General features: G+C 71.9%; 24 protein-coding genes, 1 tRNA gene and 1 rRNA gene. 8 read left to right on the top strand and 18 right to left on the bottom strand.

From position 1 onward, the window contains the following. Positions 1-165 precede the first annotated feature (165 nt). Positions 166-1,575, top strand: a complete 1,410-nt coding sequence (locus G4G93_RS03940) for an adenylate/guanylate cyclase domain-containing protein (protein ID WP_165081424.1) — start codon at positions 166-168, stop codon at positions 1,573-1,575. Here G4G93_RS03940 and G4G93_RS03935 read toward each other — a convergent pair. The 6 genes from G4G93_RS03935 to G4G93_RS03910 all read right to left on the bottom strand — a co-directional run bounded on the left by G4G93_RS03935 (position 1,568) and on the right by G4G93_RS03910 (position 5,872). Further along, positions 1,568-2,191: an LpxA family transferase gene (locus G4G93_RS03935; protein ID WP_312891688.1), complete on the bottom strand. Its 624-nt coding sequence runs from the start codon at positions 2,189-2,191 to the stop codon at positions 1,568-1,570. The two genes, G4G93_RS03940 and G4G93_RS03935, sit on opposite strands and share 8 nt — an antisense overlap. Before the next feature lie 20 nt (positions 2,192-2,211). Beyond that, complete coding sequence (locus G4G93_RS03930; protein ID WP_165081420.1) at positions 2,212-2,541, bottom strand: hypothetical protein; 330 nt, start codon at positions 2,539-2,541, stop codon at positions 2,212-2,214. Between the two features lie 176 nt (positions 2,542-2,717). Continuing rightward, complete coding sequence (locus tag G4G93_RS03925) at positions 2,718-4,133, bottom strand: MDR family MFS transporter (protein WP_165081418.1); 1,416 nt, start codon at positions 4,131-4,133, stop codon at positions 2,718-2,720. Positions 4,134-4,304: 171 nt separating this feature from the next. Then, positions 4,305-4,691, bottom strand: a complete 387-nt coding sequence (locus G4G93_RS03920) for a hypothetical protein (RefSeq protein ID WP_165081416.1) — start codon at positions 4,689-4,691, stop codon at positions 4,305-4,307. Next, the gene (locus G4G93_RS03915) at positions 4,688-4,852 is read right to left on the bottom strand and encodes a hypothetical protein (protein WP_165081414.1); all 165 of its coding nucleotides are present in this window, start codon (positions 4,850-4,852) and stop codon (positions 4,688-4,690) included. Before G4G93_RS03915 ends, G4G93_RS03920 begins: the two co-directional genes overlap by 4 nt. A gap of 321 nt (positions 4,853-5,173) precedes the next feature. Beyond that, positions 5,174-5,872, bottom strand: a complete 699-nt coding sequence (locus G4G93_RS03910) for a carbonic anhydrase (protein ID WP_312891687.1) — start codon at positions 5,870-5,872, stop codon at positions 5,174-5,176. A gap of 447 nt (positions 5,873-6,319) precedes the next feature. Here G4G93_RS03910 and G4G93_RS03905 point away from each other — a divergent pair, with 447 nt between their 5' ends. Next, complete coding sequence (locus G4G93_RS03905; protein WP_246736539.1) at positions 6,320-9,067, top strand: ATP-binding cassette domain-containing protein; 2,748 nt, start codon at positions 6,320-6,322, stop codon at positions 9,065-9,067. Between the two features lie 156 nt (positions 9,068-9,223). Further along, entirely contained in the window at positions 9,224-10,135 is a 912-nt protein-coding gene (locus G4G93_RS03900) for an MBL fold metallo-hydrolase (protein WP_165081412.1), read from the top strand. A 116-nt stretch (positions 10,136-10,251) separates the two neighbouring features. Here G4G93_RS03900 and G4G93_RS03895 read toward each other — a convergent pair whose 3' ends face one another. The 10 genes from G4G93_RS03895 to G4G93_RS03850 all read right to left on the bottom strand — a co-directional run bounded on the left by G4G93_RS03895 (position 10,252) and on the right by G4G93_RS03850 (position 18,512). Beyond that, positions 10,252-11,256: a nickel transporter gene (locus tag G4G93_RS03895; RefSeq protein ID WP_246736554.1), complete on the bottom strand. Its 1,005-nt coding sequence runs from the start codon at positions 11,254-11,256 to the stop codon at positions 10,252-10,254. Further along, entirely contained in the window at positions 11,253-11,906 is a 654-nt protein-coding gene (locus G4G93_RS03890) for a DUF1007 family protein (RefSeq protein ID WP_165081410.1), read from the bottom strand. Before G4G93_RS03890 ends, G4G93_RS03895 begins: the two co-directional genes overlap by 4 nt. A gap of 128 nt (positions 11,907-12,034) precedes the next feature. Continuing rightward, entirely contained in the window at positions 12,035-12,355 is a 321-nt protein-coding gene (gene soxZ, locus G4G93_RS03885) for a thiosulfate oxidation carrier complex protein SoxZ (protein WP_165081408.1), read from the bottom strand. A 2-nt stretch (positions 12,356-12,357) separates the two neighbouring features. After that, a complete protein-coding gene (locus G4G93_RS03880) occupies positions 12,358-12,840 on the bottom strand; it encodes a SoxY-related AACIE arm protein (RefSeq protein ID WP_165081406.1) in 483 nt (160 codons plus the stop codon). Then, entirely contained in the window at positions 12,837-13,268 is a 432-nt protein-coding gene (soxX, locus tag G4G93_RS03875) for a sulfur oxidation c-type cytochrome SoxX (RefSeq protein WP_165081404.1), read from the bottom strand. The genes G4G93_RS03880 and soxX overlap by 4 nt, the downstream gene beginning before the upstream one ends. After that, positions 13,265-14,515, bottom strand: a complete 1,251-nt coding sequence (locus G4G93_RS03870) for an FCSD flavin-binding domain-containing protein (protein WP_312891685.1) — start codon at positions 14,513-14,515, stop codon at positions 13,265-13,267. Before G4G93_RS03870 ends, soxX begins: the two co-directional genes overlap by 4 nt. Continuing rightward, positions 14,512-14,775 (bottom strand): cytochrome c, encoded by a 264-nt coding sequence (locus G4G93_RS03865; protein WP_165081402.1) that lies wholly within the window; start codon positions 14,773-14,775, stop codon positions 14,512-14,514. The genes G4G93_RS03870 and G4G93_RS03865 overlap by 4 nt, the downstream gene beginning before the upstream one ends. After that, positions 14,772-16,970, bottom strand: coding sequence for a xanthine dehydrogenase family protein molybdopterin-binding subunit (locus G4G93_RS03860; protein WP_165081400.1), 2,199 nt, complete (start codon positions 16,968-16,970; stop codon positions 14,772-14,774). The genes G4G93_RS03865 and G4G93_RS03860 overlap by 4 nt, the downstream gene beginning before the upstream one ends. Before the next feature lie 12 nt (positions 16,971-16,982). Next, complete coding sequence (locus tag G4G93_RS03855) at positions 16,983-17,450, bottom strand: (2Fe-2S)-binding protein (RefSeq protein WP_165081398.1); 468 nt, start codon at positions 17,448-17,450, stop codon at positions 16,983-16,985. 420 nt (positions 17,451-17,870) lie between these two features. Next, a complete protein-coding gene (locus G4G93_RS03850; RefSeq protein WP_165081396.1) occupies positions 17,871-18,512 on the bottom strand; it encodes a TetR/AcrR family transcriptional regulator in 642 nt (213 codons plus the stop codon). Positions 18,513-18,618: 106 nt separating this feature from the next. On the opposite strand from G4G93_RS03850, the gene G4G93_RS03845 reads away from it, so the two are divergent. From G4G93_RS03845 to G4G93_RS03825, 5 genes are all read left to right on the top strand, one after another. Continuing rightward, a complete protein-coding gene (locus G4G93_RS03845) occupies positions 18,619-18,852 on the top strand; it encodes a hypothetical protein (protein ID WP_165081394.1) in 234 nt (77 codons plus the stop codon). 222 nt (positions 18,853-19,074) lie between these two features. Then, positions 19,075-20,235, top strand: coding sequence for an efflux RND transporter periplasmic adaptor subunit (locus G4G93_RS03840; RefSeq protein ID WP_165081392.1), 1,161 nt, complete (start codon positions 19,075-19,077; stop codon positions 20,233-20,235). Continuing rightward, entirely contained in the window at positions 20,232-21,335 is a 1,104-nt protein-coding gene (locus G4G93_RS03835) for an efflux RND transporter periplasmic adaptor subunit (protein WP_312891684.1), read from the top strand. Before G4G93_RS03840 ends, G4G93_RS03835 begins: the two co-directional genes overlap by 4 nt. Positions 21,336-21,614: 279 nt before the next feature. Continuing rightward, positions 21,615-24,683: an efflux RND transporter permease subunit gene (locus tag G4G93_RS03830; RefSeq protein WP_165081390.1), complete on the top strand. Its 3,069-nt coding sequence runs from the start codon at positions 21,615-21,617 to the stop codon at positions 24,681-24,683. 192 nt (positions 24,684-24,875) lie between these two features. Further along, a complete protein-coding gene (locus tag G4G93_RS03825; protein WP_165081380.1) occupies positions 24,876-25,232 on the top strand; it encodes a hypothetical protein in 357 nt (118 codons plus the stop codon). 47 nt (positions 25,233-25,279) lie between these two features. On the opposite strand, the gene G4G93_RS03820 is transcribed toward G4G93_RS03825, so the two are convergent. Next, positions 25,280-25,356: transfer RNA gene (locus G4G93_RS03820), tRNA-Met, on the bottom strand. A gap of 48 nt (positions 25,357-25,404) precedes the next feature. Further along, a 5S ribosomal RNA gene (gene rrf / locus G4G93_RS03815) occupies positions 25,405-25,520 on the bottom strand. Positions 25,521-25,688: the final 168 nt, after the last annotated feature.

The raw sequence follows: 25,688 nt of genomic DNA, 5'->3' as shown, positions 1-25,688 counted from the left end.
CTTCATGAGACGTCGTCGACGACCGACGTGACGCTCGACGGCGATGGGAGACCCTGGGCCCCGTCAGGGTGACGGCCCCCTCTCCAAACAGGCGCGACGCCGGAGCGCCCGCGGACCGCCGGGCGCCTCGTTGCGGCAGCCCCCACCCGGGTCTAAGCTCCCGCCATGGACGAGAGCGACGCCCTCCTCGCCGCGTTCCACCGGACGGCCGAGCCCGCGGCCGCCCGGGCGGTGGAACGGCTGCTGCGGGACGGGTCCGACGCCGACCTGGCGCGGATCAACGCCGTGCGCCTCGCGGCGCAAGCCGGGCTCGACGACGAGCCGGTGATCGCCGCCCTCCTGCACGGTGCGCGGCTCGGCCTGCTCGAAATGGCCTGGAACGTGCTGTGCCCGAGCTGCAGCGGCGTGCTCGAAGCGCCGGCGAGCCTGCGCGGCGTGCGGCAGGAGTATCACTGCGCCTTCTGCGCCCTCGACAGCCAGCCGGTGCTCGACGACACCATCGAGGTGACGTTCACGGTGAGCCCGCGGGTCCGGCGCATCGCCGCCCACGATCCCGACGGCCTCGGGCTATGGGACTACCAGCGCCAGGTCTTCTTCGGCTCCGGCGTCGCCTTCCCGGAGCCCGCGGCTTTCGACGCCCTGGCACAGAGAGTCCTCGTCGAAGCGGCCGAGCTGAAGCCCGGCGAGCGTATCATCCTGGCCTTGCCGCTCGGGACCGAGCCGCTGATCGTGGTCGATCCCGTCACCCATGCGGCCCACACCCTCACGGTCGAGGGCGAGCCTGCACCCGAGCGCCAGGACCTCGCCCTGGTCTTCGACGACGCGCCGACGAGCGCCGGCAGCCACGCCGTCCGCCCCGGGCCGTTGCGGCTCTCCCTCGACAACCGCAGCAGCAGACGGGTGCTGGCGACGGTGTTCCGCCTCGGGCCCGACCTCGAGGCGCTGATCGGCGGGCGGCAGCCCTTCCTCACCGCCAAGCGGCTCCTCAGCAACCAGACGTTTCGCGATCTCTACCGCACCGACACGCTCGACATCGACCAGCGGCTCAAGATCCTCAGCCTGACCTTCCTGTTCACCGACCTGAAGGGCTCGACCGAACTCTACGCCCGGGTCGGCGACCTCGTCGCCTACGACCTGGTGCGGGCGCATTTCCGTCTCCTGCACGAGATCGTCGCCGCCGAGGGCGGGGCGGTGGTCAAGACGATCGGCGACGCCGTGATGGCGACCTTCCCGGCCCCGCACCGGGCGGTGGCGGCGGCGCTCCGCATGCGCGCGGCGATGCAGGACCTGAACCGGGAGCGCGGCGCCGACGACCTCGTGCTCAAGATCGGGTTGCACGAGGGGCCGTGCCTGGCGGTGAGCCTCAACGACCGCCAGGATTATTTCGGGCAGACCGTGAACGTGGCGGCCCGCGTCCAGCAGCTCGCGGCCTCCGGCGGCATCTTCGCCACCGAGGCGGTGCTGCATCACGCGCAAGCCGCGCGCCACCTCGCCGAGGCCGGGGCGGCGGCGCGGGCCGAATTGCGAAGCCTTCGCGGCATCGCCGAGCCGGTGCCGGTCTACGAGATCACCTGAGGTCGGGGGCGACGCCCCGGTCGACGAGGCCGAGCCGCGGCACTACCGTGCCGGGAGCGAGGATCGCGCCCGGCGCCACCACGGCATTGGCCCCGAGCCGCGCCCCGTCCCCGACGAGGGCGCCGAACTTCGTGCAGCCGGTCTCGATCAGCGCGCCGTCGTGCCGGAACGCTACCGTGGCGCCCGGCCACTCGTTGCGGTGGTTGGCGATGACCGCCCCGGCCTCGAGGTTGACGCCCCGGCCGAGCACGCTCTCGCCGACGAAGTTGAAATGCGCGAGCGCGGTGCCGGCGAACAGGAACGAGGCCTTCAGCTCCGAGCCCGGCCCGATCGTGCAGGCCTCCTCCAGCCAGGCGCCACCCCGCAGGGTGGCACCGTGGCCGACGAAGCAGCGCGGGCCGACGACGAGCGGGCCCTTCAGCATCGCGCCGGGCTCGACCCGGGCGGTGCGGTGCACCGCGACCGACTCCGCGACGGCGAAATCCGCACCGAGGCGGTCGAGGAGGCGGCGGACGATCTCCTCGGCCGCCGCGGTGAGCGCCCAGGGCGCCTCCGTGGCGAAAGGCCCGAGGACGGAGGCGGGGAAGGCCGGGATGTGACGGGCGAGCAGGCCCACGGCTCGTCCCGGCCCCCCGCTCAATCGCAGACCCGCACGCGGCGGATATAGACGTCGCCGAACTCGTCGATCATCCGGCGGCGGACGGTGTAGCATTCTGGGCCGTAGGCCGGGGCATAGCCGTAGGCGGGACCGCCATAGACCGGGGTGTAGCCATAGGCCGGCCCGGGGGCATAGCCGTAGGCCGGGCGGGCGCCGGCGGCGATCGCGCTGCCGAGGGCGAGGCCGCCGACCGCGCCGAGGGCGAAGGCCGGCCCGGCCCGCCAGCGGGCCTCGGCCGGGGCGGCGCCGGCCAGGGTCACGCTCGCCAAGGTCGCCGCGGCCACGCAGATGGATGCGATGCGCTTCATGGCAGATCCCCAATTGACGTTATGGACGGTGAGCATTCGCGAGCATTCGGGACTGATATGCGCCCCGTCATCGCTCGATGTCTGAAGGTTCGCACGGCCACGCTGAACGGACGCTGAAGCTTGGCCGCAGGATTCCTTCAGGCAAGCTCCCCCTGAGGTAAGCCCGTCCTTTCGGCTCACGTCGCGTCCGCGGCCGGCTTGACCCGGACCAAGCGGTGGCCCGAGACCTCGGCGCCCGCCTCCGGGGCGAGGCGGCGGAACGACAGGGTCGAGAGGCCGGAGACGATCGCCACCGCCAGGAAGGCGGGCCAGAAATCCTCCGCCCGGATCTCGGTGCGGCCGTGCCACTCGGCGGCGCTCTGGAGCGCGAAGGCCCCGAAGGCGACCCCGATGCTGAGGGAGAGCTGCTGCGCCACGCTGGCGAGGCTCGTCGCCGCGCTCATGTCGCGCGGGTCGACATCGGCGTAGGCGATGGCGTTGACGGCGGTGAATTGCAGCGAGCGGAAGCAGCCGCCGACCAGCAGCACCGCGATGATGAGGGCGTGCGGCGTGCCCGCGGTGAACAGGCCGTTCACGGCGAGAAGCCCCGCGGCGATCACCGCATTCACGGTCATCACCGCGCGGAAGCCGAATGTGCGCAGGATGCGCGCGGCGATGGTCTTCATGAACAGCGCGCCGGCGGCGGCCGCGAAGGTGATCAGGCCCGAATGCAGCGGATCGAGCCCGAAGCCGAGCTGCAGCATCAGCGGCAGCAGGAAGGGGATCGCCCCGGTGCCGATGCGAAACAGGCTGCCGCCGAGCACCGCCGCCCGGAAGGTCGGGTAGCGCAGGAGGTCGAGGCGGATCACCGGGTGCTCGACCCGGCGGCTATGGGCGAGGTAGAGCCCGCACAGCACGAGGCCCGCTCCGGTGCAGGCCCAGGACACGGCCTCCGGCAGCAGGTGGCGCCCGCTCGAGGCCAGCCCCAGCATCAGGCTCGCGAGCCCGGCCCCCGACAGGGCGAAGCCGAGGAGGTCGAGGGGCGGGCGTGCCTCCTCCTTGATGTCCTGGAAGTAGCGGGTGGCGAGGAGGATGCCGGCGAGCCCGATCGGCAGGTTGATGAAGAAGATCCAGCGCCAGTGGAGCGTCGTGGTGATCAGGCCGCCGAGCGGCGGGCCGATCACCGGGCCGACCAGCGCCGGGATGGTCAGGGTGGCGAGCGCCTGGACCAGCTCGCCCTTCGGCACGCTGCGCAGCAGCACGAGGCGCCCGACCGGCACCATCATCGCCCCGCCCATGCCCTGGAGGAAGCGGGCGGCGACGAACCAGCCGAGCGAGTTCGAGGCCGCGCAGGCGAGCGACCCGGCCATGAACACCGCGAGCGCCCAGCGAAACACCGTGCGGGCGCCGTAGCGGTCGGCGGCCCAGCCGCTGATCGGGATGAAGATCGCGAGGCTGACCAGATAGGAGGTCAGGGCCAGCTTCAGGGCGATCGGGTCCTCGCCCATATCCGCGGCGATCGCCGGCAGCGACGTCGCGAGCACGGTCGAGTCCGTGTTCTCCATGAACAGGGCCGTCGCGACGACCAGGGGGACGATCCGGGCTTGGCGCATGACGCTGTATCTAGCGCCTGGGCGGAGCGTCGGAAGCGCGAATCGGCGGGGAGAGGCGCGTCACCTATGCCGTGAGAGCGGGGGCTGCGGAGACCCGCTCGGACTTTCCGCGGCCCGCGGGAGCTGGTGGACGCGTGGTCCGGCCTCCACGGCCCGCCGACGCAAGCCGGCTCAGTGCCCCGCGGGCGGCAGGTAGCGCATCGCGGCAATCAGGATGCCGACCGCCGCGACGAGCATGCCTCCAAGCTTCACGGTCATCCGCTGCTCCAGCAGGCGAAGCTCGCCCCGCACGTCGGCAATCTCCGATCGGACCGAGGCCAAGCCGAGGTCCAGATCCTTCCGGCTCGCGGCATTGCCGAGATCCAGATCCTTCCGGACCGCGGCCAAGCCGGAATCCAGATCCTTCCGGAGCGAGGCCAAGCCGAGTTCGAGCTTGTGGACGGCGTTGTCCAAGTCCGCTTTGCTGGCGACCTGCGTGTCCATGAAGTCGGCCAGCGCCTCGACCTGCTCGGTCGTGAACCCGACCTTCTGGAGCTTCAGAACGGATGACGCGCTCATGCGAACGCCTCCGACTGAAGCAGACCGTCGGCCCGCGGACATTCGGGCAAGATCTTCTCGACCAGGGACGAGACGGACCGGTGGTCTTCCTTGACGGGCTTCTCCAGAGTTTCCTCGATCTGCGGCTCAACCCTGAACCCCGGAGGATGGGTCTCGGCCATGATGCGACATCTCATACAACGTCGTCGATGCTCCCAAAATGTATGAGATCGTCGTGACATCCGCAACAGGACGGCAATCCCGGCAGGATCCTCCCCTCGCCGGAGGGCCTGCCCCGGCCCCGACCACAGGCGCCGTGACCATCGCACGCCTCGACGCGGCGGTGAGCCTCGCGGATACCGGGCGTCGGCACCTCGGCACCGCTCGAGATCCGGGCGGTGCTTCAGGCGACCGGAACCGTCTCGGCGTGGCGGTGCGGCGCGCTGAAGGCCCACCACGCCTGCCCGGACGGAATCAAAGGTCGCGGTCAACGACCGCTGGTCTCACTCCGCCGCGATCGACGGCCCCACGTCGGGGGCCGCCCGCCGCGGCACCGAGACCTCCGCCACCGGCAGGGCGCCGTCGTCGGTGAGCGCCACGAAGCGACTTCCGTCATAGGCGTGGAGGGTGCCGGTCTCGATCGCGAAGAACCAGCCGTGCAGGGACAGCCGCCCCCTGGCGAGCGCCGCCGCCACGCTCGGATGGGTGCGCAGGTGGGCGAGCTGCACCACCACGTTCTCGAGGGCGAGTGCCCGCAGACGGTCCCCGGGGTCGATGTCGTCCGGATAGGCCTCGCAGACGATGCGGTCGGCGGCGTGGCTGTGGCGCAGCCAGGCGGCGACGTTCGGCATGTCCTTGAGCGCGCCCGGCTGCATCAGGCCCTTCATGGCGCCGCAATCCGAATGACCGCAGACCACGATGTCGCGCACGCCGAGCGCCACCACCGCGTACTCGATCGCCGAGGAGACGCCGCCGTTCATCTCCGCGAAGGGCGGCACGATGTTGCCGGCGTTGCGGCAGACGAACAGCTCGCCGGGCCCGGCCTGGGTGATGTGCTCGGGCGCGACCCGGGAATCGGCACAGGCGATGATCAGGGCCTTGGGCTGCTGCCCGTCGCGCACCAGGCGCTCGTACATCCGCTGTTGCCCGGGGAAGACGCTGCCGCGGAAGGTGGTGATGCCCTGGATGATGCTGCTGTCCACGAAGGGGGTCCTTGTGCCGATGGGAGGATGACGACGGGACGGCGCCTGCTCGTAATGGAAATACGACCGGCCCCTCGATCGGTCGTATTTTGAAATACAGACCGTTCGATACCCGATGAAAATGATAATGACTCAAGCATCGATCGGGCGATGTGCGACCACGCACCCAAGCAGATTCGAAAGAATAATCCTGGCCTCGCTTCGGCCGGGTGCGCATGCGCACCTCTCTGCTGCGGAACGACGCCCGCCGGGGGATGAAGAGGTGAGCGGGGAGGTCCGCGCCCGGCTTGACCGCTCCGGTCCGCGCGGCCCATACCTCGCGCGAGCATCGAGGAGGCCCATGGTCACTACCGCGAGACGGCCCTCGGGCCTGCCCCCGCGCACCGGACCGGCGCCGGCCCCGCGGCATCCGGGTGTTCCCCTCCCCCGGCGGAGCCGCCCGCTCTGATGGACCGCGATCCGATCGTCTTCGCCTGGCGCAGCGCCAAACGCCGGCACGCCGCCGCCATCGCGGCCGCCCTCGGGGTCGGCGGCCCGCTGGTCGGGCTCGGGCTGCTGGCGCTCCGCGACCTCGTCGACGAGCTGCTGGCGCTCGCCGAGCCGGGACGGGGGCCGATCCACTTCCTGCATCTCGTGGTGCCGTTGCCCGAATTCCTCGCCGAGCGCCTCGGCGGCCGGGGCCTGGTGCTGATTCCCGGCTGGCCGCTGCCCGAGAGCGCCCTGACCCTGTGGGCCCTGGGCACGCTGATCGGCGTCGCCCTGGCGCTGGCCGGGCTCGGCTGGGGCGTGGCGCGGCTCTGCGTGACCGCGCAGGCCGATTCGGTGCGCCACCTGCGGGAGCTGGCCGAGGACGCGATCCTGCGCTCGGGGCCGGCCGCCCGCGACGACGCCCGGGCCCTCGCCGGCCAGGTCGGCGCGGCGATCCGGGCCGCCGACGGATTGCTCGCCGTCGGCATCCTGGTGCCGGCGCTCGCCGCCGGCAGCGTGCTGCTGGCGCTGGCGGTCGCCGCCGCGGTGGCGCCGCGGCTCGTGGCGGCGGCGGGGATCAGCCTGGTCGCGGCGGCACTCGCCCGCCAGCTCCTCATCGCCCGCACCGAGCGCCGGGACGACCAGCGGCGCCTCGAAGGCGCCGCCCTGGAGCGCGGCCTCACCGATCTCGTGCGGCGCCTGCCGGCGGTGCGGGCCCACGGCACCGCCGCCTTCGAGCATGCCCGCCTCGGCCACGTCGCCGAGCGGGCCCGCCGGGCGCTGACCGAGACCGAGAACGAGCTCTCCCGCGCCCGCGCCCCGGCGCTGGCGCTCGCCGTGCTGGTGCCGACGGTGGTGCTCGCCGCCGCCCTGTGGCAGGCCCCCGCCCCCGCCGCTCCCGTGAGCGCCGGCGGCCTGTCGGCGGTGCTCGGCGCGCTGGCGGTGGCGTCGAGTGCGGTCGCCGCCTTCCTGCGCCAGAACCGCCGCCGCCGGGCCGCCCTGCCGGCCTTCCGGGAGATCGCCCGCGCCACCGCCTCGCTGGAGGCCCGCGCCAGCGCCCCGCGCCGCCTGCGCGCGCAATCGACGCCGCTGCCCGATGGCGGACCGATCGTGCTGTCGCAGGTCGCGGCCTACGATGCGGCCTCGGGCGAGCGCCTGATCGGCCTCGACCTCGCCCTGCCGATGCCGAGCCACGTCGCGATCCTGGGCGACCGCGGCAGCGGCGGCCGGGTGCTGGCGGCGCTGATCGCCGGACAGCTCGAACCGACCGCCGGGGCGGTGACGTACGCGGGCATCGACCTGCGCTCCGTCGAGCCGGCGGAGCGGGCCCGGCGCATCGCCTATGCGGGCGGCGAGCCGGTGCTGATGAACGGCACCCTGCTCCAGAACCTGCTCTACGGCGACCCGGCCTTCGCCGACGGGTCGAGCCCGGATGCGAGCACGCCGAATGCCGGCGAACTCGAGGAGCGGCTGGTCGAGGCCCTGTCGGTCACCGGGCTCGACCAGCTGGTCTACGGGCGCGGCCTCGCCAGCGTGATGCCGCGCCGGCTCGACGCCGCCACCGCCGCCGCCATCATCGAGACCCGCGGCGCCCTGCGGGCGGCGCTCGCGGCGGACAACGCCGCCCACCTGATCGAGCCGTTCGATCCCGCCCGCTACAACCGCCAGGCGACGGTCGGAGAGAACATCCTGTTCGGCGAGCCGGTCGGTTCGGCCTTCTCGGAGGCGCGGCTCGCCGGCCACCCCTTCACCCGGGCGGTGCTGGAGGCGGAGGGGCTGACCCGGCCGATGACCGAGATGGGCCTGTCCATCGCGCGGGCCACCGTCGAGATCTTCTCCGACCTGCCGGACGACCACCCGCTCTTCGACGCGTTCTCGCTGTTCCCGGCGCGCGAGCGCGGCTTCTTCGAGGACCTGATCGCGCGCCAGCCCGAGGCCTCCGGCTGGCGCCGCGGCCCGGCCGGCCAGCGCGACCGCGCCCGGCTGATCGGCCTGTGCCTGCGCTACAGCGAGACCCGCCACCGGTTCGGCCTGATCGACGAGGCGATGGAGGCGCGCCTCGTCGCGGCCCGGCGCACCTTCGCGGCCCTGTTGCCGGCGTCCTTGCGCGGCTCGGTGGAGTTCTACGACCCGGCCCGGGTCACCGCGGCGGCGAGCCTGGAGGAGAACCTGCTGTTCGGCCGCGTCGCCGGAGCCGAGGCCGGGGCCGGGGCGCGGGTGCGCGCCCTGATGCAGGCGGTCCTGCGCGAGCGCGGCCTGGAGCGGACCGTCTACCGCTTCGGCCTGTCCAGCCAGGTCGACCCGCGGGCGGCGGAAAGCGGGCTTTCCGGCCGCGACGGCTTCACGCCGTTCGAGCGCGCGGCGATCGACGTCGCCCGCTGCCTGGTACGCCGGCCCGACATCCTGGTGGTCGGCCTCGCCCTCGACGACCGCGGCGCCCCCGAGATCATGGCCGGAATCGAGCGGCTGCGGGCGGCCCGGGCCGGGCGCGGCCTCGTCGTCTGCCTGCCGGACGAGTGCCGGCCGGATCCGGCGGCGCCCTTCGACCTGGTGCTGCGGGCCGAACGCACCACGGTGGCGCGGGTCGCGCCGCGAATGGAGCCGGACGCGGCGCGAATCGAACACGACACGTCGCGGATGGGTCTTCCCGCGCCGGCCGCGCTCGGGCAGGATGCTGCGCCATCCACAGGACCGGTGCGCGAGCGCACCCGCTTAACGACAGATTAGGCTGGCCGGGGGAACCTTCGTCTTGTGCTCATCGTTCGTGAAGCACATTTCTCGTGCACAGCCTTCCATCGTGTCTTGCCGGGATGCCCGGCCGGAGCATCCGCCATGTGCGTCATCGCACATCCAACCCCCACAAGCCCCATCACGGTCGCCGGCATGACAACGAGGGGTCCTCTCATGGAAGCCGGCCTGACGCTCCGGTTCTGGGGTGTCAGGGGGTCGACCTGCGCCTCCGGTCCGGATTTCGTGGAATTCGGCGGGCATACCCCCTGTGTCGAGGTCCGCTGCGGCGAGCGCCTGTTCGTGATCGATGCCGGGACCGGCATCAACGCCTTCGGCGCGCATCACCGCGACGGGCTGCCCCAGCGGGTCGACCTGCTGCTGAGCCACCTCCATCTCGACCATGTCGGCGGCCTGCCGTTCATGAAGCCGGCGGTGCTCGACCCGGCGCGCGAGATCCACACCTGGTGCGGCAACCTCGACGGGGCGAGCGCGGCCGGGCCCCTCGACCGGCTGTTCTCGCCGCCGCTGTTCCCGATCACCCTCGACATGTTCCCCGCCCGCTTCGTGCATCACGGGTTCCGGGCCGGCGAGAGCCTGGCCTTCCCGGACGGCGCGGTGGTCGACACCATCCCGCTGGAGCACCCGCAGGGCGCCACCGGCTACCGCTTCCGCCATGGCGGCCGCACCGCCTGCTACATCAGCGACCTGGAGCATTCCGAGCCCTGGCCCGATCCGGCCCTGCTCGACTTCGTGCGCGGCTCGGACCTCGTGGTCTATGACGGCATGTTCACGCAGGGCGAGTATTCGTCCTGCCGCGGCTGGGGCCACTCGACCTGGCAGAAGGGCGTCGAGCTGTGCCAGGCCGGCGGGGTCGGTCGGCTCGCCATCGTGCACCTTTATCCCCAGCACACCGACACGATGCTGCGCGACCTCGAGAGCCAGATGCAGGCCGAGATGCCCGGCGCCTTCGTTGCCCGCGAGCGCCAGGAGATCAGCTTCGCCACTGTGAGCGCGGCGGCGAGCCCGCGGCGGCGACGCGCCGCACGGGTGGCGGCCGTCGCCTGAAGCGCATCTCGGCCTGGAGCGTTCTCCGACGAATCGGATACCGGTTCGCCGCAAGAAAATGCTGCAAGATCAAAGGCCTGGAGCAGCGCTCGAGGGCAACGCGATCGGGCGCTGCCCTAGAACGCTGCGGCGGCCCAGCCCGAGAGCAGGCCAGCGCCGAGCACCAGCACGAAGGCGGCGGCCCAGAGTTCCAGCACCCCGACGGCGATGGCCCCGCCCTGGCCGCGGCCGCCGGCGAGCCGGAGGGCCAGCGCCTTGGCGAACACCGCGAGCGCCGCCAGCACCCCGGTGGTGAGCGCGGTGCCGAGCGCCATCGCCAGCGTCGCGGCGATGCCGGCCCACAGGATGCCCTGCGACAGGGCGAAGACCAGCACCAGCACCGCCCCGGCGCAAGGGCGCGTCCCGGCGGCCAGCACCACGCCGGCCTGCTCGCGCCAGCCGGCCAGCCGCTCGACCTTCGCGCCGTCGGTGAGCCCCGCATGGCCGCAATCGGGCCCGCAGGCCGGCCCCGCCTCGCGGTTGAGGAGCCGCGCGAGCTGCCCGGACTTGCGCCAGGTCACGGCCACGCCGAGCAGGGCCACGCAGGCGAAGCCCGCGGTCTCGATCACCGTGCCGGCCTGGTTGAGGCCGGCTGCGGTCAGACGCAGGATTGCCGCACCGCCGCAGACGAGAGCCAGGGCGACGAGCGCCTGGAGGAGAGCCGCGAGCAGGCTCAAGGTGAAGCCGCGCTTCAGGGCCCGCTCGCCGGCCATCAGGTAGCCGGCGATCACCGCCTTGCCATGGCCGGGCCCGGCGGCGTGCAGCACCCCATAGGCGAAGCCGAGCCCGACGAGGGTCAGGGTGCCGTCGCGCCCGGCCTTGACCGCCGACACCGCCGCCTGGAGCGCCCGGGAGAAGCCGGCCTGCATGGCGAGCAGCCAGGCGCCGAGGCTGGTGGCGCCGGTGGGCGCCGCCTCGCGAAAGCCGATGCCGAAAGGCGAGCGCGGCGGGGCCCGGAAACCCGGGGCCAGCAGCCCGAGCAAGGCCGCCAGCACGGCCGCCGCCGCCATGACCGCGAGGGCGGCGAGCGCCAGACGCTGGAGCCCGCGGGAGGGCGGGGCGAGGGCGAGGGCCCGGCTCAGCACGCGACGACGATCCGGTTGGCGAATTGCACGCCGTAGGTCGAGGCGGCGGTCATCGCCTCGAAGAACGCCTCCGACATGCCGGTGGCGGCGGGCGCGGGGGCCGTGTGCTTCGGCCGGTGCGCGGTGGCGCGGCAGCCGGCCGGGGCGCCGGCGAGGGTGGCGGCGGCATCGCCCTCGGCGAGGCTGAAGGCGACGAAGTAGGTCGGGTCGTAGACCTCGAGCGAGGCGGTGCCGGCGACCGGCGCCTTGAGCGGCAGGGTGAAGCGCAGGGTCAGCTGCCCGTCCGCGAAACTCATCGCCGGATCGGCGGCGGCGCCGACCTCCACCTTGCGGCCGTTGACCTTCAGCTGCGTGAAGTAGCCCTGCTCGGCGAGGTTGTCGGCGTTGTCCCGGGCGAGCGCCGCGAGCGCCGCCGGGTTCACCGGCCCGGTCGGCGACTGGCCGAGGCCCTGGACCGCGAAGGCCGAATAGGTCGGATCGAAGGTCCAGGCGTGCCGCACCGCCCGCAGGGCGCCGTCCGGCCCATAATCGAGCTCGGCCCGGGTGGTGATCCAGACGTGCGGATGGGCGAGGGCCGGGGTCGCCGCGGGGGGCGCAGCGAGGAGCGCGGCGGCGACGGGGAGGAGGAGCAGGGAAGGGCGCGGCATGACGATGTCCTTCGGCGACGCTCGCCCCTCGTGGTTAACCGTCGGTAAAGCGTCCCGCGCTCCCGGTGCCGCACTGGTCCCGCCGCATTGCGGCGGGAGCGGGGCGGTGCACCTCGTGGACCGCCCCCTCACCCCACCGTGATCCCCGCCTCCTCCGTCTGCGAGAATCCGTTATCCCCCATCCAGGTGAAGCGCAGCAGGCCGGTCTTCGTCGCGACCGTGGTGAAGGTCAGGTACGGGTTGGCGGCGCTCGCCGGGGAGAGCTCGGCGCGAAACACCTCCTCGCCGTCATAGGTACAAACGAACTCGGTGATGATGTTGCGCGGGATCAGGCGGCCGTCCGGGCCCGGGCGGTAGCCGGTCTCCATCGGGTGCGAGATCAGGGTCTTGATCTCGATCACCGCGCCGGGCTTCGCGGTCTTCGGCAGGTTGATGAGGGCGCGGGCCATGCTCACCCCTCCACGCAGGCGGCGAGCGTCACGATCGCGTCGGCGGTGGCGGACCAGAAGGTGCCGTCGCGCATCTCGGCGACGGCCGTGATGGTCTGGGAATCGGCGAGCCGGATCCGGGTGTTGACCGCCGCGCGGCCGGATCGGGGGCCGAGATGCAGCGTGACCACGTGGGGCTGCGGGTTCTTGTCGTTGAACACCGCGATGCGGCGCACGTGGTCGGCTTCGGTCATCGGGCTCTCGACGGTGATCGCAAGCGGCACGGTGTTGCCGTTCTCGACGAGCGGCGGCATGTCGAGATGGATCCGGCCCGCCTGCACGGTCGCGCCGCCGGTGAAGCGGCGGATCGCCTCGACGGTCGCCTCGCGGGTCGGCCGGATGATCGCCGCGGCGCCGGGGCGCGCCAGCGCCAGGGTCAGCAGCCCGGCGCCCCCGGCGAGGATCGTCCGGCGATGAACCGGGGTGTTCTGAACCAGGGTCGTCATGGCGTCGCGTGCCCTCCCTTGAGGGTGACGAGATAGGCGATCACGTCCTCGATTTCCGCCGCCGCGAGCACCGGCCGGCCGCGCCAGGCGCCCGCCACCCGGATGCCGTCGGTCCGGTAATAGGAAGGCATCAGGGTCGCGGGGTTCAAGGCGCGCCCGTCGACGAGGCGCAGGCGCAATTGTCCGGGGGAAAGCCGCGCCCCCACATCCGAGAGGTCGGGCCCGAGATCGCCCGCCGGGGCGGAGCCGCCGAGGCCGGTATGGCAGAGCGGGCACAGTCCCTTGCGGGTGTCGGTGGCGATGGCCCGGCCGCGCCCGGCGTCGCCGGCCCGGCCGTCGAGCGGCAGCGGAATCGCGTCGCCGACGATTCCCGCGGGGGCGAGCGCGGTCTGGGTGAGGGCGAGGAGCGCGGCGAGCCCCCGCCTCACCCGAACACCGCCGATGTGATGGTCCGGTACCAGTCTTCGGCATAGACCGCCTCCTGCCGGCGCACGGCATCGGGCGCGTCGAGCGGGCTGGTGCCGCCGGCGCCCTCGACATCGGCGAGCACGCCCTTGTCCGGATGGTACACCCCCGCGACCGAGATGCCGTAGCCCGGCGCGACCAGGCTGTAGCAGGTGTTGACGAGCTTCGGGGCTGCCGGCGCCCGCTCGGCGAGGAGGTCGATCACCGCGTCGGCGCAGACCTTGGCCTGCGCATTGGCGGCGAAGGCGGATTTCGGCATCGCCCCGGCGATGGCGGCGTCGCCGATCACGTGGATCCGCGGCACCAGGCGCGATTCGAAGGTGACCGGGTCGATCGGGCACCAGCCCGAACGGTCGGCGACGCCGGCCGCCGCCGCGATCGGCGCCGCGCGCTGGGGCGGGATGATGCAGGCGACGTCGGCTTTGTAAGTCGAGAAGTCGGTGGCGACGCTCATCGCGCCGGAATCGACCGAGGTGACCTGGCCGCCGGCGGCGAGCGGCACGTATTCGAGGGTGTCGGGATAGAGCGTCTTCCAGGCCTGCTCGAACAGCTTCTGCTTGGAGAAGGTGTCCTTGGCGTCGAGCACGATCAGCTTGGCGCGGGGCTTGCGCGTCTTGAGGAACCAGGCGATCAGGCTCGCCCGCTCGTAGGGGCCGGGCGGGCAGCGATAGGGGTTGCCCGGCACCGCCAGCACCACCGTGCCGTTGTCGGGCATCGCGGCGAGCTGGCGGGCCAGCAGCTCGGTCTGGGCTCCCGCCTTCCAGGCATGCGGCATCACCTCGGCTGCGGCCGCGTCGTAGCCCGGCAGGGCGTCGAAGCGCATGGCGATGCCGGGCGAGAGGATCAGCCGGTCGTAATCGAGGGTGGTGCCGTCGCCGAGGCGCACCCGGCGCGCCGCGCCGTCGATCGCCTCGGCGCTGGTCCTCGCCACGGTCACGCCCGCCGCCCGCAAGGCCTCGTAGCCGAAGACCTGCGCCGCCATCGGCCGCAGGCCCGCGATCACCTCGTTGCTGAACGGGCAGGCGAGGTAGGTCTCCGCCGGCTCGACCAGGGTGACGGACAGGCCCGCCCGGTGCAGGGCCCGCGCGGCGGTGGCGCCGCCGAAGCCGCCGCCGACCACGACGACGCGCGCGCCCTGCGCCAGGGCGGGGCGGGGGAGGGTTGCGGCGGCGAACCCCGCCAGCACGGCGCGACGGCCGATCCCGGTCACTGGCCGCCCCCCGCGAGCCACTGCGCGATCGCCCGGCTCTCCTCGTCCGAAAAGCCCTTGGCGATGCGGTTCATCACCGTGGCGGGCCGCGTCCCGGCCCGAAAGGCAGCCAGCGAGGCCGCGATCTCCTCGGCCGCGTGGCCGGACAGGCTCGGCACCGCCCCGCCCGGGGCGCCGTGGCACCCCGAGCAGGACGAGGCCCCCGGCGGCGCAGCCGCCGCCGGGGTTGCGAGCAGCAGGAACAGGAGCCCGGCCCTCACGCGCGCTTCAGGTCCGTGCGGCTCGCCGGGATCTGCCGCACCCGCTTGCCGGTGGCGGCGAAGACCGCGTTGAGGACGGCGGGCGCCGCCACCGCGATGGTCGGCTCGCCGACGCCGCCGATGAAGCCGCCGGACGGCATCAGGATGGCCTCGACCTTCGGCATCTCGTCGAGGCGCAGGACCGGGTAGGAATCGAAGTTGGTCTGCTCGATCTTTCCGTCCTTCACCGTGCACTCGCCGTAGAGCGCCGCCGACAGCCCGTAGACGAAGGAGCCGGCGACCTGCGCCTCGATCTGCTGCGGGTTGATCGCCACGCCCGGATCGGTGGCGGCGACGATGCGGTGGACCCTGATCTTGCCGTCGTCGCCGACCGACACCTCGGCGGCGGCCGCCACGTAGCTGCCGAAGCCCATGATCTGCGCGAGCCCGCGATGCACGCCCGACGGCGGCTTCGCGTCCCAGCCGATCCGCTCGGCCACCGCGTTCAGCACGGCCAGGTGCTTGGGATGCTTCTCCATCAGCTTGCGCCGGAAGGCGAGCGGGTCCTGGCCTGCCGCGTGCGCCACCTCGTCGAGGAAGCATTCGAGGTAGATCGCGTTCGGGTTGGTGTTCACCCCGCGCCAGAAGCCCGGGATGATCGGCGGATTGCGCATCGCGTGGTCGATGAGCAGGTTCGGGATCGTGTAGCCGATCGCGGCCTCCGCCCCGCCGGGGTTGAGGCCCTGGAACACCACCGGGTCCTTGCCGTCGGGGCCGAGCCGTCCCGGGATGATGCCGGCCAGGATCGACTGGCCGGAGATCCGCATGTGCAGGCCGGTGAGGTTGCCGGATTCGTCGAGGGCCGCCCGCATCCGGCACTGGGTGACCGGATGGTAGCGGCCGTGGGTCATGTCCTCCTCGCGGGTCCAGATCAGCTTGACCGGGGTGCCGGGGAGCTCACGCGCGATCAGCACCGCCTGGCGCACCCAGTCGTGGGTGGCGCCGCGCCGGCCGAAGCCGCCGCCGAGATGGATCTTGTAGACGTCGCATTGCCGGGCCGAGAGGCCGGCGGCCTCGGCCGTCGCGGCGAGCGCCGCCTCGCCGTTCTGGGTCGGGGTCCAGACCTCGCACCGGTCCGGTGTCCAGCGCGCCGTGGCGTTCATCGGCTCCATCGTGGCGTGGTTCTGGAACGGGTAGGCATAGGTCGCCTCGACCACCCTGGCGGCCCCCTTGAGCGCCCCCGCGGCGTCGCCGGCCTTGTTGCCGATGAAGGCCTCGGGCGCGTCGAGGCCCTCGCGCAGGGTGGCGGCGATCGTCTCGCTCGACACCCCGGCATTCGGCCCCTCGTCCCAGACGATCCGCAGGGCGTCCACCGCCGTCTTGGCGCGCCAGAACGTGTCGGCCACCACCGCCACCGCGCTGTCGCCGACCCGCACCACCTTGCGCACGCCGGGCATCGTCTCGACGGCGGAGGCGTCGACGCTCCTCACCGTGCCGCCGACCACCGGGCAGTCGCGGATCGCGGCATTGAGCATGCCGGGGAGCCGGAGGTCGATGCCGTAGACCTGCGAGCCGTCGGTCTTCTCCAGCGTGTCGAGGCGCTTCACCGGGTGGCCGGCGATGGTCCAGTCCTTCGGGTCCTTGAGGGGAACGTCCTTCGGCGGCTCCATCCGGCCGGCCGCCGCCGCGACCTTGCCGAAGGTGGTGGAACGGCCCGAGGCCGGGTGGCCGATGACGCCCTTCTCGACCCGGCACTCGCCGGGCGAAACACCCCATTCCTGGGCGGCGGCCGCGACCAGCATGGTGCGGGCGGCGGCCCCGCCCTGGCGCACCGCGACGTAGGATTCGCGGATGCCGCGGCTGCCGCCGGTCGAGAAATCGCCCCAGGCCCGGCCGCGGGCGAGGTTCTGGCCCGGCGTCGGGTATTCGGTGGTGACGCGGGCCCAGTCGCAGCCGAGCTCTTCCGCCACGAGCTGGGCGAGGCCGGTGAGCGTGCCCTGGCCCATCTCCGAGCGGGCGATGCGGATCACCACGGTCTCGTCCGGGCGCACCACCACCCAGGCGTTGATCTCGGGCGAGGTCGCACCGGGCGCGGCCTGCGCCGAGGGCGTGTCGAATCCGGGCAGGTCGAAGCCGAGCGCCAGGCCGCCGGCCGCGGCGGCGGAGCCGGCGAGGAAGAAGCGGCGGGAAAGGGCGGGGGCGGAGGTCGTGGTCATGGTGGCCTCCCGTCAGCCGCGGCCGGTCTCGCCGCCCTCGGCGGCGAGAGTGATGCCGGCGAGCACCCGGTTGTAGGTGCCGCAGCGGCAGATGTTGGTGATCTCCTGGCGGATCTCCGCCTCGCTGGGCTTGGGCTTCTGCGCCAGCAGGGCGGCGGCGGCCATGATCATGCCGGACTGGCAGAAGCCGCATTGCGGCACGTCGAGCGCCGCCCAGGCCTTCTGCACCGGGTGCGAGCGGTCGGGGCTCAGGCCCTCGATGGTGACGATCTTCTGGCCCGGCTCGACCCCGGAGACCGGCAGCGAGCAGGACCGCACCGCCTGCCCGTCGATGTGGACCGTGCAGGCGCCGCACTGGGCGATGCCGCAGCCGTACTTGGTGCCGGTGAGGCCGACCTGCTCGCGGATCACCCAGAGCAGCGGCGTGTCGGGCTCCGCCTCGACCTCGCGCACGGACCCGTTCACGTTCAGGCGTATCATGGGCGTTTCCGTTCGTTGGGCTTGACGGGGGGCGCCGCGTGGGGCGGCGCCGTCGGTTCGCACCTTTTAGCCATAACAACTTCGAGGCGACCGGCTGTGTCTGTCAATTGACGGATGCGCGAGCGGGGGGACGGGCAACCGGGAATGGCGTGCCTTCGGGCGCGGTGCCCTACGGGAGAGTCCGGCTCTCCGGAGCGACCTCGAGCGGCTCGTGTCGCGCAGGGGGCACCTCGCCGCTCGCGGCATGTCTCGTCGCTCGCGGCATGTCCCGCACCGAATTCCGCCGCTCCGCGAGGTCGCGGGTCTCCCGCGGGACGCGATCCTGCAGCCGGAGGCGGCGGAGCTGGCGGCGATCTACGGCGGCTCTTGCGGAACTCGGCGGACGCCGGCCGTCACGCGGCAGCGGGGCGCCCGCCCGGCTCACCCTCCACTCCCCTCCCCCGCCCCCCGGACCAGCCCCCGCTCCATCAGGTCCAGGTGCCCCGCCAGATACGCCGCGCCGTCGAGGGCGTGGTCGTCGCCGAACATCAGGCGCCAGGTGCAGGCCATCATGACCGGGGCGAAGAGCAGGTGCGGGAACTCTTCCGCAGCCGAGGGTCGGAACTCGCCGCGCTCGATGCCGTAGCGCACCACCCGGCGCAAAGCGTCCACCGCCGGGCCGATCACCTCGGCGTGCCAGCGGGCGGCGAGATCGGGGAAGCGGCTCACCTCGGCCATCAGCATCCGGAGGATCTCGCGGGCGCGCCGGTCCTCGACCATCTGCTCGTACACGAAGGCGAAGTGGGTGCGCAGAATCGCCATCGCCGAGCCCTGCGGCACGGCGCTGAGCGCGGCCAGGTTCTCCTGCGACGGCCGGTTCATCTCCCGGACGGTGGCGAGGAACAGGTCCTCCTTGCTCGGGAAGTACAGGTAGATCGTGCCCTTGGTGATGCCGGCCCGGGCTGCCACGTCGTCGAGCTTGGTGGCCGCGAAGCCGCTGCGGGCGAATTCCTCGAAGGCGGCTTCGAGAATCTCGCCGGGCCGCTCCTCCTTGCGCCGCTGGCGCCGTCCCGCATTGGCCATGTCGTTCCTTATTGACTGTCCGGTCAGTTATTAGTACGAACCAGGCGTCGCCTTCAAGGAGCGCGCCATGCCCTGCAGCGAGATCGGCGTTTCCCGGGTTCGCCCGTTGCACCAAACCGCATCGCGCGGTCCCCGGTTCACCGACCTGCCGAACGGGCTCGACCTGCATGCGCCGCCGCTCGCCGCGCCTCGCCCGCTGCTGCCGCGGCGTGCCGCGGCCCCGACCCTGGCTCTCGTGATCGTCGCGCTCGCCGGCTGGGCCGGCCTGCTCGCCTGGACCCGGCTCGACCCGGTGGCGCCCGCATGGCCCCCCGGCCTGGCCGCGCCGGGCCAGCTCTGAGGCTCGCCTCGCTTTTTTTCGTTCACCCCGCTGCATCGCCGGGGTCCCCCGACAGATGCAGGATGTCCTCCTCCCGGAGAACGCCCCGCATCTGGAAGGAGCGGCCGCATCCGCCCCCTCGCGGCCGCTCCTTCACGCGAGTTCCGTCCTGCACGTGAGTTTCGTCCTGTTTCCCTCTACGCTGCCGTTAGATCATCCGCCGAACGGGTGCTTGCGATCCTCATGAGACCCAGCCCGCTTCCGCGGGGCACCGCCCTGCTCGCCCTCGCCCTCGCCCTCGCCGCCGCGAGCCCGGCCCGCGCCGAGATGCCCGCCACCCAGGCCGCATTTCCGGCCAGGGACGCGTACCCCGCACGGGACGAAGCGAAGCCCGCGTCCCGCAATCCCGCCCTGGCCGAGGTCAGGGTGGTCGCCGCCGCGCTCGCGCCGGTCTCGGAGCGGGTCGTGCTGACCGGCGACATTCAGGCCAAGTTCCTGAGCAACATCGCGTTTCGCGTAAGTGGCAAGATCCAGGAGCGGCTGGTCGAGGTCGGCGAGCACGTCACCGCCGACCAGGTGCTGGCCCGGCTGGAGCCGCAGGAGCAGCAGGTCAACGTCGATACCGCGCAGGCCGCGCTCGCCTCGGCCGAGGCGCTGCTGACCCAGGCCAAGGTCAGCTTCGAGCGTCAGCAATCGCTGATGCGCAGCGGCTACACCACCCGCACCGCCTACGACCAGGCCGAGCAGACCCTTCGCACCACCCAGGCTTCGGTGGAATCGGCCAAGGCCGCCCTCGGCAATGCCCGCGAGCAATTCTCCTATACGGAGCTGAAGACCGGGGTCGCCGGCATCATCACGGCGCGCAACGCCGAGGCCGGCCAGGTGGTGCAGTCGGGCCAGACCGTGTTCACCCTGGCCCAGGACGGGCCGCGCGACGCGGTGTTCATCGTCTCCGAGACCCTGCTCGCCGAGCCGCCGGACGGAACCGCGATCGACATCATCCTCCTGTCCGATCCGCGGGTGCGCACCACCGGCAGCGTCCGGGAGATCTCGCCGGCGGTCGATCCGTCCTCCGGCGGCGTGCGGGTGAAGATCGGCCTCTCCAAGGTGCCGCCGGAGATGTCGCTCGGCGCCGCGGTGGCGGGCATCGGCCAGGTGCGGGCCCGGCAGGCAGTCTCGCTGCCCTGGAGCGCACTGTTCCGCTGGCAGGACCGGCCGGCGGTCTGGGTGCTCGATCCGGCGCGCAACACCGTCGCGCCGAAGATCGTCACGATCGACCGCTATGCCGGCTCGGCCATCGTCCTGTCGGACGGCATCAAGCCGGGCGAGCGGGTGGTCACCGCCGGCATCCAGCTGCTGCGCCCGGGCCAGACGGTCGCGGTGGTCGGGGAGGACGGCAAGTGAACCCGGCGCGGCAAGTGAATCCCGCGCGGCAAGCGAAGCCCGCGCTCGCCCTCCTCGCGCTCCTCGCCGTCGCCGGGTGCCAGGAGAAGAAGGCCGAGGCGCCGCCGCCGGTGCGCCCGGTCCTCACCACGACCGTCGAGATCCGCACCGCCGAGACCTTCGGCCCCTTCGCCGGCACGGTCGAGCCGCGCTACCAGACGCAAGCGGGGTTCCGGGTGCCGGGCCGGATGGTCGCCCGCGACGTCTATGTCGGCGACCTCGTGCCGAAGGGCGCACGGCTCGCCGCCCTCGATCCGACCGTGCTGCAATTCGCCGTCACCCGGGCCCGGGCCGACGTCAGCGACGTGGACGCGCAGCTCGCCAATGCCAGCGCCGTCGAGACGCGCCAGCGCACCCTGTTCGAGGGCGGGAACGTCACCCAGGCCGCCCTCGACGCCGCGGTGGCGAGCCGCGACACGGCGGCGGCGCGCCTCGCCCAGGCCAAGGCCGCCCTGCAGAAGGCGACCGACGAGCTCGGCTACGCCACCCTGAAGGCCGATGTCGACGGGGTGGTGACGGCCTGGAACGCCGAGATCGGCCAGGTGGTGAGCGCCGGCCAGGCGGTGGTGACGCTCGCCCGGCCCGATATCCGCGAGGCGGTAGTCGACATCCCCGACGGGCTGATGGCCGGCATCAGGGCCGGCACCGCGTTCACCGTGACGCTGCAGGCGGCGCCCACCATCACCGCCAAGGGAAAGGTGCGCGAGATCGGGCCGCTGGCCGACCCCGCGACCCGGACTCGCCGGGTGCGCATGACCCTCGTCGATCCGCCCGAGGCCTTCCGCCTCGGCACCACCGTCACGGTGGCGCTCGAGCGCGCCACCCCGCCGCGCATCACCCTGCCGGCGACCGCGCTCCTCGATGCCGAGAACCGCACCACGATCTGGGTGGTCGCGCCCGACGGGAAGTCGGTCTCCCGCCGCGACGTCGCGGTGGTGGCGCGCGACGACGACACGGTGACGCTGAGCGGCGGCGTGACGGCCGGCGAGACCGTGGTGGTAGCGGGCGTCCACAGCCTCGAGGACGGGCAGCCGGTGCGCCTCGCCGCCTCCGGCCTCTGAGCGGATGTCGCAACGGTGGCCGCCGGCTTCGCGACAGGCACCGGCGACACAGACACAGCAAGGACGGAGCATTTTCCGACGAACCGGAGACCGGCCCTTCGTAGAAACTGACATAAAACCAAATATTTAGAGTGCCGTCCGATTGCAGCGCGATCGGGCGGCGCCCGAAGCGGACGAAGCGTTGGCCCCCCCAGGCAAGTCTGCTTGGCACCGCCTTTCTCTATCGCGGGCGGCCCGACGGCCCGCCTCCCACCCCGTTCCAGCGCGAGGCCGCGCCCGATGAAGTCGTTCAACCTCTCCGAATGGGCGCTGTCGCACCGCTCCTTCGTCTGGTTCCTGATGGTGGTGGCGGTCGTCGCCGGCGCGATGTCCTACCGCAAGCTCGGCCGCGAGGAGGATCCGGCCTTCGCGATCAAGACCATGGTGGTGCAGGCGAACTGGCCCGGCGCCACCATCGCCGACACCCTCGACCAGGTCACCGACCGGATCGAGAAGGAATTGCAGCAGATCAACGCGGTGGACTACACCAAGAGCTACACCACGCCCGGCCAGGCGACGGTGTTCGTCAACCTGCGCGACACGACCCCGCCGAAGACCATCCCGTGGCTGTTCTACCAGGTGCGCAAGCGCCTGGGCGACATCAAGGGCACCTTCCCGCAAGGCATGCAGGGCCCGTTCTTCAACGACGAGTTCGGCGACGTCTACGGCAACGTCTACGCCTTCACGGCCGACGGACTCTCGATGCGCCAATTGCGCGACTACGTCGAGACGGTGCGCACCCGGATCATCAAGGTGCCGAGCATCGGCAAGACCCAGATCATCGGTGCCCAGGACGAGATGATCTATCTCGACTTCTCGACCCGCAAGCTCGCCGGCCTCGGCGTCGACGTGCAATCGGTGATCAAGACCCTCCAGGCCCAGAACGCGGTGACGCCGTCCGGCGTGATCCAGGCCGGGCCGGAGCGGGTCTCGGTCCGGGTCGGCGGCCAGTTCACCGACGAGAACAGCCTGAAGGCCATCAACCTGCGGGTCAACGACCGCTTCTTCCGCCTGTCGGACGTGGCCACGATCGAGCGCGGCTATGCCGATCCGCCCCAGGCGCTGTTTCGCTACAACGGCCGGCCGGCGATCGGGCTCGCCATCGCCATGCAGCAGAGCGGCAACCTGCTCGACTTCGGCGAGGCGCTGAAGTCGCGGATGCGCCAAGTCGAGGCCGATTTGCCCGTCGGCGTCGGCATCCACCTCGTCTCGGACCAGCCGCGCATCGTCGAGGAGGCGGTCGGCGGCTTCACCAAGGCGCTCGTCGAGGCGGTGGTGATCGTGCTCGTCGTGTCGTTCCTGAGCCTCGGGGTGCGGGCGGGTCTCGTCGTCTCGTTCTCGATCCCGCTGGTGCTCGCCATCGTGTTCGTCGTCATGGAGGTGATGGGGGTCACGCTGCAGCGCATCTCGCTCGGCGCGCTCATCATCGCGCTCGGCCTCCTCGTCGACGACGCGATGATCACCGTCGAGATGATGGTGGCGCGGCTGGAAGCCGGCGACAGCCTGCACAAGGCCGCGACCTTCGCCTACACCTCGACCGCCTTCCCGATGCTCACCGGGACCCTCGTCACCGTGGCGGGCTTCCTGCCGATCGGCTTCAACGGCTCGGCGGCGGGCGAGTACACCTATTCGCTGTTCGTGGTGATCGCGGCCTCGCTCCTCGTCTCCTGGGTGGTGGCGGTCCTGTTCGCGCCGTTGATCGGCGTGAAGATCCTGCCGAAGACCATGAAGAGCCACCACGACAAGCCCAGCCGCCTGCTCTCCGCCTTCCGGGGCCTGCTGCTGCCGGCGATGCGCTATCGCTGGGTCACGGTCGCCGTGTGCATCGGCATGCTCGGGCTGGCGGTCGCCGGCATGGGCCACGTGCAGCAGCAATTCTTCCCGGCTTCCGACCGGCCCGAGGTGCTGGTCGACATGACCCTGCCGCAGAATGCCAGCATTGCCGAGACCAAGGCGCAGATGGACCGGTTCGAGGCGGCGCTGAAGGGCGACCCCGAGATCAAGCGCTGGAGTTCCTATGTCGGCGAGGGCGCGATCCGGTTCTACCTGCCCCTCGACCAGCAACTTTCCAACGCCTTCTTCGGCCAGATCGTGATCGAGACCGTCTCGCTGGAAGCCCGCGAACGGACCATCGCGCGGCTCGACGCCCTCGCCCGGCGCGACTTCGTCGGCACCGACGTGTTCGTCCATACCCTCGATCTCGGGCCGCCGGTCGGCCGGCCGATCCAGTACCGGATCAGCGGCCCTGACCTCCAGGTGGTACGGGCACAGGCCCTCAAGCTCGCCAACATCGTGGCGCAGGACCCGCATGTCGGCCTGCCGACCTTCGACTGGAACGAGCCCGGCAAGGTCTTGCGGGTCGAGATCCTGCAGGACAAGGCGCGCCAGCTCGGCGTGACCTCCCAGGACATCGCCGGCATCCTCAACGGCGTGGTCGGCGGCACGACGATCACCCAGGTCCGCGACGCGATCTATCTCGTCAACGTGGTCGGCCGGGCGCAGGGACCGGAGCGGCGCTCCATCGACACGCTCCAGAGCCTGCAGGTGCCGACCGCCGGCGGCGCGACGGTGCCGCTGCTCGCCTTCGCGCGCATCCACTACGACCTCGAGCAGCCGATCGTCTGGCGCCGCGACCGGATGCCGACCATCACCGTGCGCGCCTCGATCACCGACGCGACCCAGCCGCCGACCGTGGTGGCGGCGCTCGCCCCCGCGATGGCGCGGTTCCGCGCCGAGCTGCCCGCCGGCTACGACCTCGCGACCGGCGGCGCGGTGGAGGAGAGCGCCAAGGGCCAGGGCCCGATCGCCGCGGTGGTGCCGGTGATGCTGCTGGTGATGGCCTTCTTCCTGATGGTGCAGCTCCAGAGCATCCAGAAGCTCTTCCTGGTATCGAGCGTGGCGCCGCTCGGCCTCATCGGCGTCGTCGCGGCACTGCTGCCCTCGGGCGCGCCGATGGGCTTCGTGGCGATCCTCGGCATCCTGGCGCTGATCGGCATCATCATCCGCAACGCCGTGATCCTCGTCACGCAGATCGACGAGTTCGAGGCGGAGGGGATGAATCCCTGGGACGCGGTCGTGGAGGCGACCTGCCACCGCATGCGGCCGATCCTGCTCACCGCCGCGGCGGCGAGCCTCGGCATGGTGCCGATCGCCCGCGAGGTTTTTTGGGGGCCGATGGCCTATGCGATGATCGGCGGCATCATCGCGGCAACCTTCCTGACCCTGTTCTTCCTGCCGGCGCTCTATGTCGGCTGGTACCGGATCCGGCCGCAGAAGAAGGGCGAGGCGCACGCGCCCGCCCGGGCGTGAGAGCGAAGCCGAAATCCGCACGGCGACAGCGATCCGACAGGATTTCGTCTTTCATGACGCATCGGCCCGGCGCGCAGGGTCGGCACCGGCCGGTGCGGGACCGCCGGACCCGCGATCTCGCGTAAGCCCCTCCCCTTTCCGAGCATGGACGGGAAAGGGGCTTACGACGGAGACGGCCATGGGCGGCGGGTCATGCGACGGGGGCGTGAACAGCCCGGATCAACCGACAACCTCCGCCAGTCCCACAAGCTGGTTCTTCTGGAGCCGCAACACCGTCGACGGGTCGTCGGCCGAGTATTTACCGGCACCGGCAAGGACCTCTTTCTCGGTTTCCTGATGGCGCTCGTGCTGCTGTGCCGGTCTGTCTCGGCCTGTTCGCGCTCTCCCTGGCGGCTCCCACGCTCCGGTCGCGATCTCCTTCGTCACCTGTTGGTGCTCGGGCATATCGAAGATGTCGAGCCGAGCGCCTGGACTGCAACCGTCTACGAGCCCGACATCGCCGCCAAGGCCGGCACGATCTTCAAGACACCCGGCTACGCACCGGCCTGAACGAAAAACCCCCGCCGGCTTTCGCCAGCGGGGGTTTTTCATATGGTTGGTTGCGGGGACAGGATTTGAACCTGTGACCTTCAGGTTATGAGCCTGACGAGCTACCGGGCTGCTCCACCCCGCGCCAGGGTGTGATCTGCGTCGTGTCGAGGGAACGTGACGTGCTTGGCAGGTCTGGCGGTGACCGACTCTCCCGTGTCTTGAGACACAGTACCATGGGCGCTGGGGCGGTTAACGGCCGAGTTCGAGATGGGATCGGGTTCTGATCACCCCGCTCAGACCACCAGACCGGCCAAGCACGTTCGTTGCGGCAAGCATTCGCTCTGCGGCAGCCGCTCGGCTGCGTCAGGCGTCTTCATCGTGTCGTGGTGTCGGGGTTGATCCGGACACGGATCATGAGAGCGATCAAGCCGATCGAGCGATTAGTACTGGTCAGCTCAGCGCGTTACCGCGCTT

The organism is Methylobacterium sp. DB0501 (genome assembly GCF_011043735.1).
GTDB classification, from domain to species: Bacteria; Pseudomonadota; Alphaproteobacteria; order Rhizobiales; family Beijerinckiaceae; genus Methylobacterium; species Methylobacterium alsaeris.
This window is presented reverse-complemented; position numbering and strand designations above follow the sequence as displayed.